We start from the raw sequence: 17,901 nt of genomic DNA on the forward strand, positions 1-17,901 counted from the left end.
GGCGGGGGACGCGACCTGAAGTCCGCCCCCGCCGTCCACCCGTAGGTCGCTGAACGGTCCGCGGTCCGCGTTCCCCCGCGGGTCGCGGATCGCGCGGATCCCGATCTTCCACAGACTTCCAGAAAGACTCACAGACTCATGGCGAACTACACCGCCGCCGACGTCAAGAAGCTCCGTGAGCTGACCGGCGCCGGCATGATGGACTGCAAGAAGGCGCTGGACGAGGCCGACGGCAACGTCGAGAAGGCCGTCGAGGCGCTGCGCATCAAGGGCCAGAAGGGCGTCGCCAAGCGCGAGGGCCGCTCCGCCGAGAACGGCGCCGTGGTCTCCATCATCGCCGACGACAACTCCTCCGGCGTCCTGGTCGAGCTGAAGTGCGAGACGGACTTCGTCGCCAAGGGTGACAAGTTCCAGGCCGTGGCCCGCACCATCGCCGAGCACGTGGCGAAGACCGCCCCGGCCGACCTGGAGGCCCTGCTCGCCTCCGAGATCGAGCCCGGCAAGACCGTCCAGGCGTTCGTGGACGAGGCCAACGCCAACCTCGGCGAGAAGATCGTCCTGGACCGCTTCGCGCAGTTCACCGACGGCTTCGTCACCGCGTACATGCACCGCACGATGCCCGACCTGCCCCCGCAGATCGGTGTCCTCGTCGAGCTGGACAAGCCCAACGCCGAGATCTCCAAGGGCATCGCGCAGCACATCGCCGCGTTCGCCCCGAAGTACCTCGCGCAGGAGGACGTCCCGGCCGAGGTCGTCGAGTCCGAGCGTCGTATCGCCGAGGAGACCACCCGCGCCGAGGGCAAGCCCGAGGCCGCGATCGCCAAGATCGTCGAGGGTCGCGTCAACGGCTTCTTCAAGGACGCCACGCTGCTCGGCCAGCCGTACGCCCTGGACAACAAGAAGTCGGTCCAGAAGGTGCTGGACGAGGCCGGTGTCACCCTGAAGCGCTTCACGCGCATCAAGGTCGGCATCTGAGTCCGTACCGCGATCGACGCGCGGCCCCTATAGGGTCGTCGTACGCAGTCGTCCGCGTACCCCGGCACAGCTGGGGCGGGGGACGGCGGCAGATCTGACAAGGAGGCCATTGCCGTGCATGGGAGCGAAAAGCGACCTCACCGGCAATGGCCTTCTTCGTATGTGCACCACGTGAAAGAGGCGGGATCTCCATGACCACCAAGGCTCCGAAGAGCGACGACGGCAAACTGAGCGGCCGGTTTCTGCTGAAGCTGTCCGGAGAGGCGTTCTCCGGCGGCGGCGGCCTCGGCGTGGACCCCGACGTGGTGCACAAGATCGCCCGTGAGATCGCGGCCGTCGTCCGCGACGGCGCGGAGATCGCGGTCGTCATCGGCGGCGGCAACTTCTTCCGCGGCGCGGAGCTCCAGCAGCGCGGCATGGACCGGGCCCGCTCCGACTACATGGGCATGCTCGGCACCGTCATGAACTGCCTCGCCCTCCAGGACTTCCTCGAGAAGGAGGGCATCGACAGCCGCGTGCAGACCGCCATCACGATGGGCCAGGTCGCCGAGCCGTACATCCCGCTGCGTGCCGTGCGCCACCTGGAGAAGGGGCGCGTCGTCATCTTCGGCGCGGGCATGGGCATGCCGTACTTCTCCACCGACACCACCGCCGCCCAGCGCGCCCTGGAGATCGACGCCGAGGCCCTGCTCATGGGCAAGAACGGGGTGGACGGGGTCTACGACTCCGACCCCAAGACCAACCCCGGCGCCGTCAAGTTCGACGCCCTCGGCTACGGCGAGGTCATCACCCGGGACCTCAAGGTCGCCGACGCCACCGCGATCACCCTGTGCCGCGACAACAAGCTGCCGATCCTCGTGTTCGAACTGCTCGCGGAGGGCAATATCGCGCGGGCCGTCAAGGGTGAGAAGATCGGCACCCTGGTGGGCGAACAGGCCAGCCGGGACTGACCGGCGCAGCCCGCGCACACCGGCCCCCGCCCCCGGCGGGACGCGAGGGTCCGGGCGCGGGGGACGTACTCCGGCCGGAGGATGGACAATGTCCTGCACGGTCGGGAACCGTGCAGCACGACGTGCAGGACCCGAAGACGCGACGCAGCCGGCCGCGGCCCCTCAACCGGGGGCACACCGAGGCCGGGCCGCACTCAAGACACGCAGGAGCTAGTGGTGATCGAAGAGACCCTCCTCGAAGCCGAGGAGAAGATGGAGAAGGCCGTCGTGGTCGCCAAGGAGGACTTCGCCGCGATCCGCACCGGCCGTGCGCACCCGGCGATGTTCAACAAGATCGTGGCGGACTACTACGGTGCCCCGACGCCGATCAACCAGCTCGCGTCGTTCTCCGTGCCGGAGCCCCGCATGGCGGTCGTGACGCCGTTCGACAAGAGCGCGCTGCGCAACATCGAGCAGGCGATCCGCGACTCCGACCTGGGCGTCAACCCGAGCAACGACGGCAACATCATCCGCGTGGTGTTCCCGGAGCTGACCGAGGAGCGCCGCCGCGACTACATCAAGGTCGCCAAGACCAAGGGCGAGGACGCCAAGATCTCGATCCGCTCGGTGCGCCGCAAGGCCAAGGACGCCATCGACAAGCTGATCAAGGACGGCGAGACCGGCGAGGACGAGGGCCGTCGCGCCGAGAAGGAGCTGGACGACACCACCGCCAAGTACGTGGCGCAGGTGGACGAGCTGCTCAAGCACAAGGAAGCGGAGCTGCTCGAAGTCTGATGAGCGACTCTTCCTGGGGAGCGCCGCCGCAGGCCGGTCGGGCCGGGCAGGCGGGCCGGGCCGGGCAGGCCGGTCACTGGGGGCCCACCGAGGGTGGGCCGCCCCAGGGGGCCGCTCCGGCGGGTCCCGCGTACGACGCGCCCGCGGCGCACCAGACTCGCCCCATGCCCATCGTGCCCGACGAGCCCGCGTACGGCGCCGACCAGGACCACGCCCGGCGGCCGTGGCAGAACCCGCCCGCCGCCCCGGCCCCGGACCATCCGGTTCCCTACGATCCGGTTCCGGACCACCGGGCCCCGGACCATCCAGTCCTGGACCACTCGGCCCTGGAACATCCGCCGTACCGCCCGACGCAGAATCCGGAGCCCATGTCCGACGCCCCGCAGCCGGCACCCGCGCCCCAGCCGGCGCCCGTGCCGCCGAAGAAGAGCGCGGGCCGTGACCTGGGCTCGGCCATAGGGGTCGGGGTCGGGCTCGGCGTGGTGATCATCGCCTCGCTGTTCGTCGTCAAGGCCGTGTTCGTCGGGGTCATCGCGGTCGCCGTGGTGGTCGGCCTCTGGGAGCTGACCAGCAGGCTCCGCGAGCGCAAGGACATCAAGGCCCCGCTGGTGCCGCTGGCGGTCGGTGGCGCCGCGATGGTCGTCGCCGGGTACGTGCGCGGGGCCGAGGGCGCGTGGGTCGCGATGGCGCTCACCGCGCTGGCGGTGCTGGTCTGGCGGATGACGGAGCCCCCCGAGGGCTACCTCAAGGACGTCACCGCCGGTCTCTTCGCCGCGTTCTACGTCCCGTTCCTGGCGACCTTCGTGGCGTTGTTGCTCACCGCCCACGACGGCCCCTGGCGCGTCCTGACCTTTCTCATCCTCACCGTGGTCAGCGACACCGGCGCCTACGCCGTCGGCTGGCGCTTCGGCACCCACAAACTCGCCCCCCGCATCAGCCCCGGCAAGACCCGGGAGGGCCTGGTCGGTGCGGTCCTCTTCGCGATGGCCGCGGGCGCGCTGTGCATGCAGTTCCTCATCGACGGGGGTGTGTGGTGGCAGGGTCTGCTGCTGGGCCTCGCGGTGGCGGCCAGTGCGACGCTGGGCGACCTGGGTGAGTCCATGATCAAGAGGGACCTCGGCATCAAGGACATGGGCACCCTGCTCCCGGGCCACGGCGGCATCATGGACCGCCTGGACTCCCTGTTGCCCACGGCGCCGGTGGTGTGGCTGTTGCTGGTGGCGTTCGTCGGCTCGTCCTGAGACCGGTCCGTCCCACGGCTCCGGCCCCGCCCCCCGGAAGATCCTTCCGGGGGGCGGGGCCGTCTTCGTCCGCGCCCCGGACAAGGCAGCGGCGCCCGGGCGACCGCTTCAAGGGGCCGTGCAGCGGCGGAACTTGGGCATACGTCGTGAAAAACCTCATATGTTTCCCTTTCGGGGCGCCCCTTACCCGCTGTGTAAAATCGACGCACCACCGTCGGCCGGAGCTGTCCGACGGTTCTGGTGGACAACCTCGTTCACGCAGGTTGTCGGCGGGGGAACGCCGACCCCCAGCACCGGGAGAAGTCTGTCCTCGGTGTGAACCACCCTTGGAAGTTGGTACGCCTTGAACGACAGCCCTACTGTCTGGTTTCCGTATCAGCCGCAGTCCGTGTCCGATCTGCCTGACGGGCCCATTCAGCACCTTCCCAACGGCTCCGAGCCGGCCCCGCTGCCGGGTGCCACCGGGCCTCGCACGCACGCAGAGCGGACGGCCGGTACCGGTCCCGTCACGGACCCGGCGACGCTCGTCGAGATCTTCGAGCAGCGCGGTCACCTCCATCCGGCGGGTGCCTGGGAGTCCTACACCGCCGCCTGGAACTGGGCGGCGCCGCTGACCACCGCCCTCCCGGCCGACGGCACCCCGGACGTCTCCGCCGACCCCGGCGGGTATCTGCTGTCCGGGCGGTGGCACCTGCCCGCCCCGGCGGCGGACCAGCCGTGGCTGGCCCTGCCCCTCGCCGGCGGCGCACCGGACGTCTTCGTGGTCCCCGCCGCCACGCTCGCCGACACCGGGGACGGTACGGCACGGACGGACGGGGCGTTCGTGCCCGCCGGGTTCACGGCCCGCTCCGGGGGCACGGCCCTGCGCAGCGAGGACGCCCTGTTCCACTGGCTGGCGGTCGCGTCGATGGCCCTGGGCGCCGCCCGCCGTGTGATCGAGGAGTCGGCCCGCGCGGACGCCTCCGGCACCGCCGGGGACGGCCCGGTGGACGCGGCCCGCTCCGGCGCCGCCGACCTCGTCGCCGTGGTCGCCGCCGAGCGGAGGGCCTTCACCGCCCGCGCCCGTTCGGCACCCGGCCCCGCAACGCCTACGCTGGTGCACGAAGTCGCGGAACTGGCCGAGTCGGTCGGCCGGGTGGCGGCGGTGGCACACCATGCCGTGGCCCTGGCCTACGAACGGTCGGTGTCCCGTGCGCGCGGAGGTGACGGCGATCCCCTCGAAGCAGTGGTGCGGGACAGCGCCCCGCTCCTCCAGCACGTCCGCTTCGTGACGGAACTCCTGCCCGCGGGCCATCCGGGCAACGACGAACGGTGACGCAGATGACGACGGTCGCATACCAAGGCGAAAAGGGATCGAACTCCGCCACGGCGGCCGCCGATCTCTATCCGGGATGCGATGAAGTGCCCTGTACGAGCTTCGAGCAGGCGCTGGACGCCGTGGCGCTCGGCACCGCCGACCTGGCGGTCATCCCGGTGGACAACTCGACCGCCGGGCGGGTGGCCGACGTCCATCATCTGCTGCCGGACTCGGGCCTCTCCATCGTCGGTGAGCACTTCCTCGCCATCCGGTTCGACCTGGTGGGCGTTCCCGGTGCCACACTGGCGGACGTGGAGTGTGTCCGCAGCCATGTGCACGCGCTCGGCCAGTGCCGCAAGGCGCTGCGCGAGGGCGGCTGGCGCACTCTCATCTGCGACGACACCGCCGGCGCCGCCCGTGAGGTCGCCCTGCTCGGCGACCCCCGGCACGCCGCCCTGGCCCCGCCCGCCGCCGGCCGCCTGTACGGGCTGGACGTGCTGAGGTCCGAGGCCGAGGACAACCCCGACAACACCACGCGCTTCGTGGTCCTCTCGCGCACCGCCGAACTCCCGCCGTACGACGGCGCCGCGACGATGACGAGTCTCTTCTTCTGCGTACGGAACATCCCGAGCGCCCTCTACAAGGCACTCGGCGGCTTCTCCAGCAACGCCGTCAACCTCACCAAGATTGAGAGCTACCAGATCGGAGCCGGACTCAACCCGAGCCGCTTCTACGTGGAGATCGAGGGCCATCCCGAGGAACCGCGCGTGGCCCTCGCCCTGGAGGAACTGCGCTTCTTCTCGTCCGAGGTCCGCGTCCTGGGCGTCTACCCCGCCGCCCCCGGCCGCACGGAACAGACGGCGTAGCGGCGCCCCGCACATCGGCCGTCCGGCCGACGTGCGGGCGGCAGGTCACCCATGTGGATCTGCGACACTGGTACCACCATGCCCAAGCCCGGAGAACTCACCTTCATCGCCCCCCGCGGAGCCAAGAAGCCGCCGCGGCATCTTGCTGATCTTTCGCCTGCGCAGCGGAAGGAGGTGGTGGCCGAGGCGGGGGAGAAGCCGTTTCGGGCCAAGCAGCTCTCGCAGCACTACTTCGCCCGGTTCGCGCACGACCCGGACGAGTGGACGGACATCCCCGCCCAGTCGCGGGAGCGGTTGCGGGAGGCGCTGTTCCCGGAGCTGATGACGGTCGTCCGGCATCTCTCCACCGACCAGGGCACCACGCGCAAGACGCTGTGGAAGCTGTTCGACGGGACGCTGGTCGAGTCGGTGCTGATGCGGTATCCGGACCGGGTCACCATGTGCATCAGCTCGCAGGCGGGGTGCGGGATGAACTGCCCGTTCTGCGCGACCGGGCAGGCGGGGCTGGACCGGAATCTGTCCACCGCCGAGATCGTGCACCAGATCGTGGACGGGATGCGCGCGCTGCGCGACGGCGAGGTACCCGGCGGGCCCGCACGGCTGTCCAACATCGTGTTCATGGGCATGGGCGAGCCGCTCGCCAACTACAACCGCGTCGTCGGTGCCATCCGCGCCCTGACCGACCCCGCCCCCGACGGCCTCGGTCTCTCGCAGCGCGGGATCACCGTCTCGACCGTCGGACTCGTGCCCGCGATCCACCGCTTCGCCGACGAGGGCTTCAAGTGCCGGCTGGCGATCTCCCTGCACGCCCCCGACGACGAGCTGCGCGACACCCTCGTCCCCGTGAACACGCGGTGGAAGGTGCGCGAGGTGCTGGACGCCGGGTTCGGGTACGCCGAGAGGTCCGGCCGTCGGCTGTCCATCGAGTACGCGCTCATCCGGGACATCAACGACCAGGCGTGGCGTGGCGACCGGCTCGGCCGGATGCTCAGGGGCAGGCCCGTGCACGTCAACCTCATCCCGCTCAACCCCACCCCCGGCTCCAAGTGGACCGCCTCCCGCCCCGAGGACGAGAAGGCGTTCGTGGACGCCATCGCCGCCCACGGCGTCCCCGTCACCGTCCGGGACACCCGTGGGCAGGAGATCGACGGCGCCTGTGGTCAGCTCGCCGCCACGGAGCGATAATCTGATCTCAGCAGGATTCCCGGGGTCCCCCGGGAGTCCCGAGAGAACAGGCGGAAGCGCCTACAACTGAACACTCACCATCCGACAGGGGAGCGCCACAGCGCTGAGAGTGCGGCGATCGGGCCGCAGACCCTCTGAACCTCGCCCAGGTCATTCTGGGTAGGGAGTTCGGTCATCACTCAAGCTGTTGCGCCTCGTCGCGGGCTCCCACCCGGAGCCCGTGGCGGGGCCGCGTCTCTTCCTGGTCAACCCCAGGAGGACATCCAAGTGCCCAACAAGACCCTCGTGGCGGTCGCGGCCGGTCTCGGTCTCGTCGCGCTCAGCGCGTGCGGCTCCACCGGCGTCACCGGCGGCGGCAAGGCCGGCGCCGACTCCAAGACCGTCACCCTGGTCAGCCACGACTCGTGGGCCGTCTCCAAGAACGTGCTCCAGGACTTCGAGAAGCGGTCCGGCTACAAGGTGCGCGTGCTGGAGGACGGCGACGCCGGGCAGGCCGTCAACAAGGCGATCCTCACCAAGGACAACCCGCAGGGCGACGTCCTGTTCGGCGTGGACAACACCCTGCTCTCCCGCGCCCTCGACAACGGCCTCTTCCAGCCGTACGCCGCCAAGGGCCTCGCCACGGTCGGCGCCGCCTACCAGCTCGACCGGGACCAGCACCGGGTGACGCCCATCGACTACGGCGACATCTGTGTCAACTACGACAAGGCGTACTTCACCGAGCACCACCTCGCCCCGCCGAAGACCTACGCCGATCTGGTCAAGCCCGAGTACAAGAACCTCCTGGTCACCGAGAACGCGGCCACCTCCTCGCCCGGCCTCGGCTTCCTGCTCGGCAGCGCCGCCCGTTACGGCGACGACGGCTGGCAGGGCTACTGGAAGAAGCTCCGGGCCAACGGGGTCAAGGTGGTGGACGGCTGGGAGCAGGCCTACGACCAGGAGTTCTCCGGCTCCTCCGAGGGGAGGAAGGCGGGCGGTGACCGGCCGCTCGTCGTGTCGTACGCCTCCTCGCCGCCCGCCGAGGTCGTCTACGCGAAGAAGCCCCCGGCCACCGCGCCCACCGGTGTCGTGGACGGCACCTGCTTCCGGCAGATCGAGTTCGCCGGACTGCTCAGCAACGCGAAGAACACCAAGGGCGGCGAGGCGTTCATCGACTTCCTGCTGACCAAGGAGTTCCAGCAGGACATGCCGCTGAACATGTACGTCTACCCGGTGGCCGAGGGCGCGCGGGTGCCCGCCGAGTTCACCACGTACGGTCCGCCCGCCAAGGACCCGGCGACGCTGCCGCCCGCCACCATCGCCGCCAACCGCGACCAGTGGGTCAAGACGTGGACCTCGCTCGTACTGAAGTAGCCGCCGCGAGGGGACGCGGCCGGGCGCGCGCGGGCGCGGCGCGGCTGGGGCTGACCGCCCTGCCCGTCGCGTTCTTCGCGGTGTTCTTCGCCTGGCCGGTCGCCGCGATCGTGGCGCGCGGGCTGAGGACGGACACCGGCTGGCAGCTCGGCCGGATCGCGGACGTGGTGACGCAGCCGGACATCCGGCACGTGCTGTGGTTCACCACCTGGCAGGCGCTCGCCTCCACCGCGCTCACCCTGCTGCTGGCGCTGCCCGCCGCGTACGTCTTCGCCCGCTTCCGCTTCCCCGGCCGGAACGTGCTGCGCGCGGTGGTCACCGTTCCGTTCGTGCTGCCCACGGTCGTCGTGGGCAGCGCGTTCCTGGCGCTCGTCGGACGCGGCGGACTGCTGGACGACCTGTGGGGCGTACGGCTGGACACCACGGTGTGGGCGATCCTGCTGGCGCACGTCTTCTTCAACTACGCGGTCGTCGTCCGTACCGTCGGCGGGCTCTGGGCGCAGCTGGACCCCCGGCAGGAACAGGCCGCCCGGATGCTGGGCGCGCGGCCGTTCACCGCGTGGCGCACGGTGACACTGCCCGCGCTGGCGCCCGCCGTGGCCGCCGCCGCGCTGATGGTGTTCCTGTTCACCTTCACCTCCTTCGGGGTCGTGCAGATCCTCGGCGGGCCCACCTTCTCCACCCTGGAGGTGGAGATCTACCGGCAGACCTCCGAGATCTTCGACCTCTCCACGGCCGCCGTGCTCACCCTCGTGCAGTTCCTCGCCGTCGCCGTCATCCTCGCCGTGCACGCCTGGACCGTACGGCGCCGGGAGACCGCGCTGCGCCTGGTGGACCCCGCCACCACCGCCCGCCGCCCGCGCGGCGCCGGGCAGTGGGCGCTGCTCACCGGGGTCCTCGCCACCATCGCCGTGCTGCTCCTCCTGCCGCTCGCCGTGCTGGTCCAACGCTCCCTGGACGCCCCGGACTTCGCGTACTACCGGGCGCTCACCGACGCCGACGGGGGGACGTTCCTGGTGGCGCCGCTGCACGCGGTGTGGACCTCGCTGGAGTACGCCGTCGCCGCCACCGCCGTCGCGCTGCTGGTCGGGGGCCTGGCCGCCGCCGCGCTGACCCGGCGGAACACCGGGCGTCTGATGCGCGGGTTCGACGCGCTGCTGATGCTGCCGCTCGGGGTGTCCGCCGTGACCGTCGGCTTCGGGTTCCTGATCGCGCTGGACCGGCCGCCGCTGGACCTGCGCGACTCCTGGCTGCTGGTGCCGCTGGCGCAGGCGCTGGTCGGCGCCCCCTTCGTCGTACGGACCATGCTGCCGGTGCTGCGGGCGGTGGACGGGCGGCTCAGGGAGGCCGCCGCCGTGCTCGGGGCGTCGCCGTGGCGGGTGTGGCGCGAGGTCGATCTGCCGCTGGTGCGGCGGGCGTTGCTCATCGCGGCCGGGTTCGCCTTCGCCGTGTCCCTCGGGGAGTTCGGCGCCACCGTGTTCATCGCGCGGCCCGACAATCCGACCCTGCCCGTCGCCGTGGCCCGGCTGCTGAGCCGCCCCGGCGATCTCAACTACGGCCAGGCGATGGCCCTTTCGACGATTCTGATGCTGGTGTGCGCGGTCTCCCTGCTGGTACTGGAGCGGCTGCGCACCGACCGGACCGGGGAGTTCTGATGCGTACGTGGACGCGACCGGCCCCGCCGAGCGGGGAGTTCCGATGCTGCTGAGCCTCGAAGACGCGACCGTACGCTTCGGCGGTCGTCCCGTGCTGGACGGCGTCGCCCTCGATGTGGCCGAGCACGAGGTGGTGTGCGTCCTCGGCCCCAGCGGCAGCGGTAAGTCCACCCTTCTCCGTGCGGTCGCCGGGCTCCAACCCCTCGACGCCGGGCGGGTGTTGCTGGACGGCCGGGATCAGAGCGGGGTGCCCGCGCACCGGCGCGGAGTGGGCCTGATGTTCCAGGACCACCAGCTCTTTCCGCAGCGCGACGTCGGTGGCAACGTCGCCTTTGGGCCGCGCATGCACAAGGTGTCCAGGGCCGAACGGGACGCGGAGACCGGGCGGTTGCTCGACCTCGTCGGGCTGCCGGGCGCCGCGCGCCGGGCCGTCGCCGGACTCTCCGGCGGCGAACAGCAGCGCGTCGCGCTCGCCCGGGCGCTCGCTCCCCGGCCCCGGCTGCTGATGCTGGACGAACCCCTCGGCCAGCTCGACCGCTCGCTGCGCGAACGCCTGGTGGTCGAACTCCGGGAACTCTTCGGGCGGTTGGGCACGACCGTGCTCGCCGTCACGCACGACCAGGGCGAGGCGTTCGCGCTGGCCGACCGGGTGGTGGTGATGCGGGACGGGCGGATCGCCCAGTCCGGTACGCCCCTCGACGTGTGGCAGCGCCCGGCGGACGAGTTCGTCGCGCGCTTCCTCGGCTTCGACAACGTCGTCCCCGGCACCGTCGCGGGCGGCTGCGCGGACACCCCCTGGGGCAAGCTCCCCGTCCCCGACGGCTCCCCGCAGGGCGAGCACCCGGTGCTGGTGCGGCCCGCCGGGGTGCGGCTGCTCCCCGCCGACGAGGGGCGTCCCTGCACGGTTACCGCCCGCACCTTCAAGGGCACCCACGTCGCCGTACGGCTCCTGCCGCGCGACGGCGGCCCGGCCCTGGAGGCGGCCTGCGCGCTGCGGTCGGCGCCGGAGACCGGGGACGCGGTGGGCGTGGAGTTCGACGCGGAGGAGACGGTCGTCCTGCGTCAACAGCCTTCTGGGTGAGAGTGGTTGACGCGGTACGACGGCGGCCCGTCTCCCTCCTGGGGAGACGGGCCGCCGCTGTGTACGTGGGTGCTGCGGGGTCAGCTGTTGCCGTTGGCCCCGCGGCGGCGCATGCCGAACCAGACGGCTCCGCCGCCGACGACGACCAAGGCGCCCGCGACGCCCGCGATCAGGCCGGTGTTGGAGTTGGCACCGGTCTCGGCGAGGTTGGAGTCACCGACGGCCGGGGACGGTGCGTTGTCGCTCGGGACGGCACTGGCCGGAGCGGTGGAGGTGCTCTCGGAGGCCGACGGCGTCGGGGACGCGTCGGTCCTGGAGGGCGTCGGGGACGGCTCGGTGGAGGCCGGAGGGGTGCTCGCGGGCGCCGACTCGGTCGCGCAGCCCTTGGCGGGGGTGGTGAGGGCCGGGGAGATGTCCGCGTCCACCTGGCCGCGGTTGGCGGTGACGTGGATGCGGTACGTGGTGTCCGCCTTCCAGTCCTCCTGGAAGGTCAGCAGGGTGCCCGCCGACGAACCCTTGACCGTCTGCGGCTGCCCGGCCTGCGTCTCGACACCGGCGAGGCTCTTGACGAACAGCGTCACCTCGGCCTCGGCGCCCGAGCGGTCGATGTCCTTGACGGTGATGGTGCCCTTGCCGCCGTCACACGCGGCGGTGGCGGAGAAGTCCTTGATGTCGCACGCGAGTGCCTGCCCGGCCAGACCGAGAGCGAGCGCGGCGGACGCGGAGGCGACACCCAGGACGCGCACGGAACGGCGTGCGCCACGACGAGATATGGACAAAGTCTGTCCTTTTCAGAGTGCATAACTGCGGGGGGCTGAGGGGGAGTTGGGACGAGAACGTGAAGGCGTCCCAGCGCCCCCTGGGAGTCTCACTGGTCTATAAGCGCCCCGTAAGAACTGTCAACGCCCAAACGGCACATGCCCGTCGGCTTTACCTTCTTATTAACTGCCGAGACGTTTCAGCGCCGCCGGAGCCTGCTCGATCCGGTCAACGAGGGCGATACGGGACTCCATCTCCCGTCCCCGGGCGAGCGCCTGGAGAAGCGGCCAGACGGGCAGGGTCCGCGTCCAGTGCTCCTCGTCCACGAGCACCATCGGGGTGGGCCCGCCGCGCGAGCCGTAGTAGTTGGGTGTCGCGTTGTCGAAGACCTCCTGCACGGTGCCGGCCGCGCCGGGCAGGAACACCACCCCGGCCGTCGAGCGGGCCAGCAGTCCGTCCTCGCGGGTGGCGTTGGCGAAGTACTTGGCGATGTGCGCGGCGAAGGCGTTCGGCGGCTCGTGGCCGTAGAACCAGGTGGGGATCCCCACCGAAGGGCCGCCCTCCGGGAAGCGCGCCCGCACCTCGAACGCGGCCCGCGCCCAGTCGGTCACCGACGGCCGGAACGACGGGGTCTTGCCGAGGGTGCGCAGCGCGTCCTCCAGCATGGCGTCGCCGTAGGGAGCCGCGTAGGCACCGAGGTTGGCCGCCTCCATCGCGCCGGGGCCGCCCCCGGTGGCGACCGTGAACCCGGACCGGGCCAGCTCCCGGCCGAGCCGCGCGGCACCCGCGTAGGCGTCGGTGCCGCGCTCCATCGCGTGGCCGCCCATGACGCCCACCACCGGCTGCCCGGCGAGGAGTTCGTCCAGCGCGTCGGAGACGGACTCGTCGTGCACCGCGCGGAGCATCGAGGCGAAGACGTCGCCGTCGGACCTGGTCCGCCGGAACCACGCGTAGGCCCGCGCGTCCGGTGTCGCGTCGTAGCCGTCCGCGAGCGAGGCGAACAACTCGTCGGGGGTGTGGACGAATCCGCGGTACGGGTCGAAGGGGAGGCCCGGCACCGGCGGGAAGACCAGGGCGCCGGACGCGCGGACGCGGGCGGACGCCTCCGGGGCCATCGGACAGCCGAGGAAGACGGCGCCCTCGGTGTCGAGGGCGAGCAACTCCGCGGTGCGGTCGGTCAGATCGACGGCCTGCACGCGGTACCGGGCGAGCGAGCCGTGCGCGGCCACCACCCGGTCGAACTCCGCGAGCGACTCGATCTCCTGGTCATGGGCGGCCCGGTGCGGCTGGGCGGGTATCGAAGAGGACACCCCGCCCATGCTACGGACGGCCGGGCCGGACGGACGCGGTCCGGCGACCGGCCGCCCGGACCGTCACCGCGCACCGGCCGCCACCACCGCGCGGCGGGGCAGGGGTCAGCCCTCGGCGACCGCCGGGTCCATCCACACGACCTCCCAGGAGTGCCCGTCGAGGTCGTCGAAACCGCGGCCGTACATGAACCCCTGGTCCTGGGTGTCGCCGTGCGCGGTACCGCCCGCCGCGATGGCCCGCTCCACCAGCTCGTCCACCTTCGCGCGGCTCTCGGCGCTCAGGCAGAGCAGCACCTCGCTGGCCTTGGCCGAGTCCACGACCTCCTTGTCCGTGAACCGCGCGTAGTGCTCGCGGGTCATGAACATCGCCACGACGGTGTCGCTGATGACGGCGCTCACGCACTCCTCGGTGCTGAACCGCTCGTTGACCGTCCAGCCCAGCTCCGTCACGAACCTCCGGGTGGCGGGGACATCGGAGGTGACCAGGTTCACGAAGATCATCTGCTGGTACATGGGTCTCTCCCTGGAGGGTCCTGGGCGCGTCTGCCGCGCTCACGGAAAAAGACGGCGGGCCGCCGGAAAACTCATCGGCGGCCCGGACATCTCCTCGTCACGACGGGGTCGGCCGGGCGCTCGCGCCCGGTGGGTTCCCTCAGCGCGTCCCCGGCAGCGCCGCCAGTTCCGCGATCAGCAGGGCCAGCGCGCCGAACACCACGACCAGCACCCCGGCCCGCAGCAGGGCGGCCCCCCGCAGCATCGAGCGGGGGGCGCCGAGGCGGACCAGCGCGGCGGTGGTACCGGCGCGGTCCTGGCGTGCCTCCACGGCCGCCGTCAGCAGGGTCGCCACCGTGCAGCCCACCACCACGCCCGCGCCCAGCAGCGCGAGCGGCCCGAAGGAGGCGGCGGGCCCCCGGTACAGCACGGTCAGCGCGTACGCGGCCGAGCCGACCGCGCAGACCACACCGAGCGGGCGGCCGATCCGTACGGCCTCGGCCATCAGGCCCCGGCCCGCGAGCAGCCGCAGCGCGCCCGGCCGGACCGCCTGCGTCAACTGCCCGCAGAGATAGGTGAGTCCGGGGGCCGCGAGGACCAGTCCGAACGCGGTCACCGCCCAGCCGATTAGGACCGTGGTCGCCTCCGCCGGGAGCGCGGTGAGCGCCCGGACGGACAGCGCGGGGCCCCCGTACGCCTGCGCGGCCAGGCCCGCCGCGAGGGCGGCGACGCCCCAGGGCAGCCCGGCGGGGACCTCGCGGGTGGGCTCGTCGGCGAGGAGGGAGGCGTCGTCGTCGCCCCGCTCGTCCTCAGGGGCGCGGTCCCCGGCCAACGGGTCCCCGTCCGCCGGGTCCTGGGGCGCGTGGTCGTCGGGCGCCTCCGTCGCCGTACCCGTACGGGCCTCCGGCGTGCCGCTGCCGTCGCCGGGCGCCGGGACCGTCCCCACGGCGGTCGTACCGGGACCCGGCTCCGCGGCCACCGCGCCCGCGCGGGCCCGTGCGCCGAACCTGCCGTACGCGCCGAACGTCTCGCGGGGCGCCGCCGTGTCGGTGTGGCCACCGAGGCCGCGGACGACCCGGCGGCGTGCCGGGCGGGGGTCGCGGCGCGGGCGCAGGGCCAGGCCCACGGCCGCGCAGGCGAGCACCGGGACGACCGCGAGGAGGGTCAGCGCCGCCGGGACCGGGAACGGGCGCCCGGCGGCGAGGAACTGGCGGCCCGCGCGGTCGAAGGGCAGGCCGGACAGGTCGCCGCGCAGGTGCAGGAAGAACAGCAGCGCCAGCAGCGAGCCGAGGACGGTCGCCAGCGCCGTGGTGAGCACCGAGACCAGGGTCAGCCGGGCCGGGCCGAGGCCCACGGCGGACAGCCCCGGCCGGGGCCGGGTGCCGGGGTCGGTGCGGGCCACCGCCGGTGCGAAGTACACGGTGGCCGCGACCGGTACCACGCACCAGGCGAGCCGCAGCGCGGCACCCGCCGTACCGGGGTGGCCGAGGGCGTGCCCGAGGGCACCGAGGAGGAGGAAGCCGGTGCCCGCCGAGGCCGCCGCCACCAGCAGGCGGCGGAACTGCACGGCGGGACGGCCCGCGCGGGTCAGACGGAGAGCGACCACGCGGCCCGGCCCTCCGTCTCCGTCGTCTCCGGCAGGTGCACGGTCTTCACGCGCCGCCCGTCCAGCAGCGACACCGTGCGGTCCGCGAGCGCCGCCGTCTCGGAGTCGTGCGTGGCCAGCACCACGGTGATGCCGTGCGAGCGGGCGGCGGTGGTGAGGGTGCGCAGCGCGTGCGCGCGGTCGGCGCGGTGCAGGGGCGCGGTCGGCTCGTCCGCGAACAGCACGGTCGGGCCGCCGGCGAGGGCACGCGCGACGCACACCCGCTGCCGCTCGGCCAGCGTCAGCGAGCGCGGACGCCTGCGGGCCCGCTCGCCCACGTCCAGCCGCTCCAGCCACTCCAGCGCGGCGGCCTTGGCCCGGCGGCGGCCCGTGCCACGCAGCATCAGCGGCAGCGCCGCGTTCTCCCAGGCGTTCAGCTCCGGTACGAGGACGGGGGCGGGGTCGATCCAGCCGTACCGGTCGCGGCGCAGCCGTTCGCGGGCGACGGGTCCCAGCGTGTGGGTGGGGGCGCTGTTGAACCAGATCTCGCCCTGGTCGGGCCGCACCTGCCCGGAGAGGCAGCGCAGCAGGGTGGTCTTGCCGCTGCCGCGCGGGCCGCAGACGGCGAGGATCTCGCCCTCCCGCACGCCGAGCGAGATCCCGGCGATACCGGGGGAGCCGTCACGGTGGGTGAAGTGCAGCGACCGTGCCCACAGCACGTCGTTGTCCGGCGGGGCGTCCATTGGCGTACACCTCGGTTCTGATCCGTATTCCCGTGCCCGGTCCCTGCCGGGGCCGCCCCGTCGGGTCACGCCGCGCCCGTTGCCGGGGGTGTGACGAAAGGGCCTTCCGGGGGAACGAGAGCCTGGGCCGATCGGTCACTGGGCACGCTAGGCAGCCGCCGCCGGGCTGCCGGGACAGCACACGGCCCCGGACCGCCGTTCCCACTCGAACGGACGGCACCGGGGCCGCGGCCGGTCATCCGATCGGATGAACGACCCCACGCCGGGGGCTCAGAGCTTGGACCACGCCTCCGTCAGGGTCGCCCGCAGGATCTGCTCGATCTCGTCGAAGGTCTCCTGGTGGGAGATCAGCGGCGGGGCGAGCTGGATCACCGGGTCGCCCCGGTCGTCGGCGCGGCAGTACAGGCCGTTCTCGAACAGGGCCTTGGAGAGGAAGCCGTACAGGACGCGCTCGGTCTCCTCCTCGTCGAACGACTCCTTGGTGGCCTTGTCCTTGACCAGCTCGATGCCGTAGAAGAAGCCGTTGCCGCGCACGTCGCCCACGATGGGCAGGTCGTGGAGCTTGCCGAGGGTGCCGAGGAAGGCGCTCTCGTTGTCCAGGACGTGCTGGTTGAGGTTCTCCCGCTCGAACAGGTCGAGGTTGGCGAGGCCCACGGCGGCGGAGACGGGGTGGCCGCCGAAGGTGTAGCCGTGCAGGAAGGTGTTGCCGCCCTGGTAGAACGGCTCGGCGACCCGGTCGGAGACGATGCAGGCGCCGATGGGGGAGTAGCCGGAGGTCATGCCCTTGGCGCAGGTGATCATGTCCGGGACGTAGCCGAACTTGTCGCAGGCGAACATCGTGCCGAGACGGCCGAAGGCGCAGATGACCTCGTCGGAGACGAGCAGCACGTCGTACTTGTCGCAGATCTCGCGGACCCGCTGGAAGTAGCCGGGCGGCGGCGGGAAGCAGCCGCCCGCGTTCTGCACCGGCTCCAGGAAGACGGCCGCGACGGTGTCCGGGCCCTCGAAGAGGATCTGCTGCTCGATCTGGTCGGCGGCCCAGCGGCCGAACCTCTCCGGGTCGTCACCGAAGATCGGCGCCCGGTAGATGTTGGTGTTCGGCACCTTGTGCGCGCCCGGCACCAGCGGCTCGAACGGCGCCTTCAGCGCGGGCAGGCCGGTGATGGACAGGGCGCCCTGTGGGGTGCCGTGGTAGGCGACCGCGCGGGAGATCACCTTGTACTTGGTGGGCTTGCCCCGGAGCTTGAAGTACTGCTTCGCCAGCTTCCAGGCGGTCTCCACCGCCTCGCCGCCACCGGTGGTGAAGAAGACCTTGTTGAGATCGCCGGGCGCGTAGTCCGCGAGGCGCTCCGCCAGCTCGACAGCCTTCGGGTGGGCGTAGGACCAGACCGGGAAGAAGGCCAGCTCCTGGGCCTGCTTGAACGCGGTCTCGGCCAGCTCGACCCTGCCGTGCCCGGCCTGGACCACGAACAGCCCGGCCAGCCCGTCCAGATAGCGCTTGCCCTTGTCGTCGTACACGTAGGTGCCCTCGCCCCGGACGATGGTCGGGACGGGCGAGTTCTCGTACGAGGACATGCGGGTGAAGTGCATCCACAGGTGGTCGTACGCGGTGCGGCTGAGGTCCTTCTCGGTCAC

16 protein-coding genes are annotated in these 17,901 nt (G+C 72.1%); 10 read left to right on the forward strand and 6 right to left on the reverse strand.

Annotation, left to right across the window (positions count from 1 at the left end; translation table 11 throughout):
* Positions 1-138 precede the first annotated feature (138 nt).
* The 10 genes from tsf to KUM39_RS03920 all read left to right on the forward strand — a co-directional run bounded on the left by tsf (position 139) and on the right by KUM39_RS03920 (position 11,377).
* Positions 139-975 (forward strand): translation elongation factor Ts, encoded by an 837-nt coding sequence (gene tsf, locus KUM39_RS03875; RefSeq protein WP_217783918.1) that lies wholly within the window; start codon positions 139-141, stop codon positions 973-975.
* Positions 976-1,166: 191 nt separating this feature from the next.
* Positions 1,167-1,925, forward strand: a complete 759-nt coding sequence (gene pyrH, locus KUM39_RS03880; protein ID WP_217783919.1) for a UMP kinase — start codon at positions 1,167-1,169, stop codon at positions 1,923-1,925.
* A gap of 216 nt (positions 1,926-2,141) precedes the next feature.
* Entirely contained in the window at positions 2,142-2,699 is a 558-nt protein-coding gene (gene frr / locus KUM39_RS03885; protein ID WP_217783920.1) for a ribosome recycling factor, read from the forward strand.
* Complete coding sequence (locus KUM39_RS03890; protein WP_217783921.1) at positions 2,699-3,940, forward strand: phosphatidate cytidylyltransferase; 1,242 nt, start codon at positions 2,699-2,701, stop codon at positions 3,938-3,940. The genes frr and KUM39_RS03890 overlap by 1 nt, the downstream gene beginning before the upstream one ends.
* Positions 3,941-4,328: 388 nt before the next feature.
* A complete protein-coding gene (locus tag KUM39_RS03895; RefSeq protein ID WP_217783922.1) occupies positions 4,329-5,255 on the forward strand; it encodes an acyl-CoA dehydrogenase family protein in 927 nt (308 codons plus the stop codon).
* 5 nt (positions 5,256-5,260) lie between these two features.
* The gene (locus KUM39_RS03900) at positions 5,261-6,103 is read left to right on the forward strand and encodes a prephenate dehydratase (protein ID WP_217783923.1); all 843 of its coding nucleotides are present in this window, start codon (positions 5,261-5,263) and stop codon (positions 6,101-6,103) included.
* Positions 6,104-6,181: 78 nt separating this feature from the next.
* Positions 6,182-7,288 carry a dual-specificity RNA methyltransferase RlmN gene (gene rlmN / locus KUM39_RS03905; RefSeq protein WP_217783924.1) on the forward strand — a complete coding sequence of 369 codons (1,107 nt, stop codon included), beginning with the start codon at positions 6,182-6,184 and terminating at the stop codon, positions 7,286-7,288.
* Positions 7,289-7,555: 267 nt separating this feature from the next.
* Positions 7,556-8,641 carry a thiamine ABC transporter substrate-binding protein gene (locus KUM39_RS03910; protein WP_217783925.1) on the forward strand — a complete coding sequence of 362 codons (1,086 nt, stop codon included), beginning with the start codon at positions 7,556-7,558 and terminating at the stop codon, positions 8,639-8,641.
* Positions 8,617-10,296: an ABC transporter permease gene (locus KUM39_RS03915; protein ID WP_217783926.1), complete on the forward strand. Its 1,680-nt coding sequence runs from the start codon at positions 8,617-8,619 to the stop codon at positions 10,294-10,296. The genes KUM39_RS03910 and KUM39_RS03915 overlap by 25 nt, the downstream gene beginning before the upstream one ends.
* Before the next feature lie 43 nt (positions 10,297-10,339).
* Positions 10,340-11,377, forward strand: coding sequence for an ABC transporter ATP-binding protein (locus tag KUM39_RS03920; protein WP_217784015.1), 1,038 nt, complete (start codon positions 10,340-10,342; stop codon positions 11,375-11,377).
* An 80-nt stretch (positions 11,378-11,457) separates the two neighbouring features.
* On the opposite strand, the gene KUM39_RS03925 is transcribed toward KUM39_RS03920, so the two are convergent.
* The 6 genes from KUM39_RS03925 to KUM39_RS03950 form a co-directional block, all read right to left on the reverse strand.
* Complete coding sequence (locus KUM39_RS03925; protein ID WP_217783927.1) at positions 11,458-12,156, reverse strand: LAETG motif-containing sortase-dependent surface protein; 699 nt, start codon at positions 12,154-12,156, stop codon at positions 11,458-11,460.
* 162 nt (positions 12,157-12,318) lie between these two features.
* Complete coding sequence (locus KUM39_RS03930) at positions 12,319-13,446, reverse strand: LOG family protein (RefSeq protein ID WP_308288030.1); 1,128 nt, start codon at positions 13,444-13,446, stop codon at positions 12,319-12,321.
* Between the two features lie 105 nt (positions 13,447-13,551).
* Positions 13,552-13,959 carry a VOC family protein gene (locus tag KUM39_RS03935; RefSeq protein WP_217783929.1) on the reverse strand — a complete coding sequence of 136 codons (408 nt, stop codon included), beginning with the start codon at positions 13,957-13,959 and terminating at the stop codon, positions 13,552-13,554.
* Between the two features lie 139 nt (positions 13,960-14,098).
* Positions 14,099-15,544: a hypothetical protein gene (locus tag KUM39_RS03940; RefSeq protein WP_217783930.1), complete on the reverse strand. Its 1,446-nt coding sequence runs from the start codon at positions 15,542-15,544 to the stop codon at positions 14,099-14,101.
* Positions 15,526-16,266, reverse strand: coding sequence for an ABC transporter ATP-binding protein (locus tag KUM39_RS03945; protein WP_217783931.1), 741 nt, complete (start codon positions 16,264-16,266; stop codon positions 15,526-15,528). Before KUM39_RS03945 ends, KUM39_RS03940 begins: the two co-directional genes overlap by 19 nt.
* 270 nt (positions 16,267-16,536) lie before the next feature.
* Entirely contained in the window at positions 16,537-17,901 is a 1,365-nt protein-coding gene (locus tag KUM39_RS03950) for an aspartate aminotransferase family protein (RefSeq protein ID WP_217783932.1), read from the reverse strand.

This window comes from Streptomyces corallincola, assembly GCF_019104725.1.
Taxonomy (GTDB): Bacteria; Actinomycetota; Actinomycetes; order Streptomycetales; family Streptomycetaceae; genus Streptomyces; species Streptomyces corallincola.

Coding starts and splice junctions, on each gene's coding strand:
- tsf (WP_217783918.1), top strand. CDS start 139: ATGGCGAACTACACCGCCGCCGACGTCAAGAAGCTCCGTGAGCTGACC.
- pyrH (WP_217783919.1), top strand. CDS start 1,167: ATGACCACCAAGGCTCCGAAGAGCGACGACGGCAAACTGAGCGGCCGG.
- KUM39_RS03890 (WP_217783921.1), top strand. CDS start 2,699: ATGAGCGACTCTTCCTGGGGAGCGCCGCCGCAGGCCGGTCGGGCCGGG.
- KUM39_RS03900 (WP_217783923.1), top strand. CDS start 5,261: ATGACGACGGTCGCATACCAAGGCGAAAAGGGATCGAACTCCGCCACG.
- rlmN (WP_217783924.1), top strand. CDS start 6,182: ATGCCCAAGCCCGGAGAACTCACCTTCATCGCCCCCCGCGGAGCCAAG.
- KUM39_RS03920 (WP_217784015.1), top strand. CDS start 10,340: ATGCTGCTGAGCCTCGAAGACGCGACCGTACGCTTCGGCGGTCGTCCC.
- KUM39_RS03935 (WP_217783929.1), bottom strand. CDS start 13,959: ATGTACCAGCAGATGATCTTCGTGAACCTGGTCACCTCCGATGTCCCC.
- KUM39_RS03945 (WP_217783931.1), bottom strand. CDS start 16,266: ATGGACGCCCCGCCGGACAACGACGTGCTGTGGGCACGGTCGCTGCAC.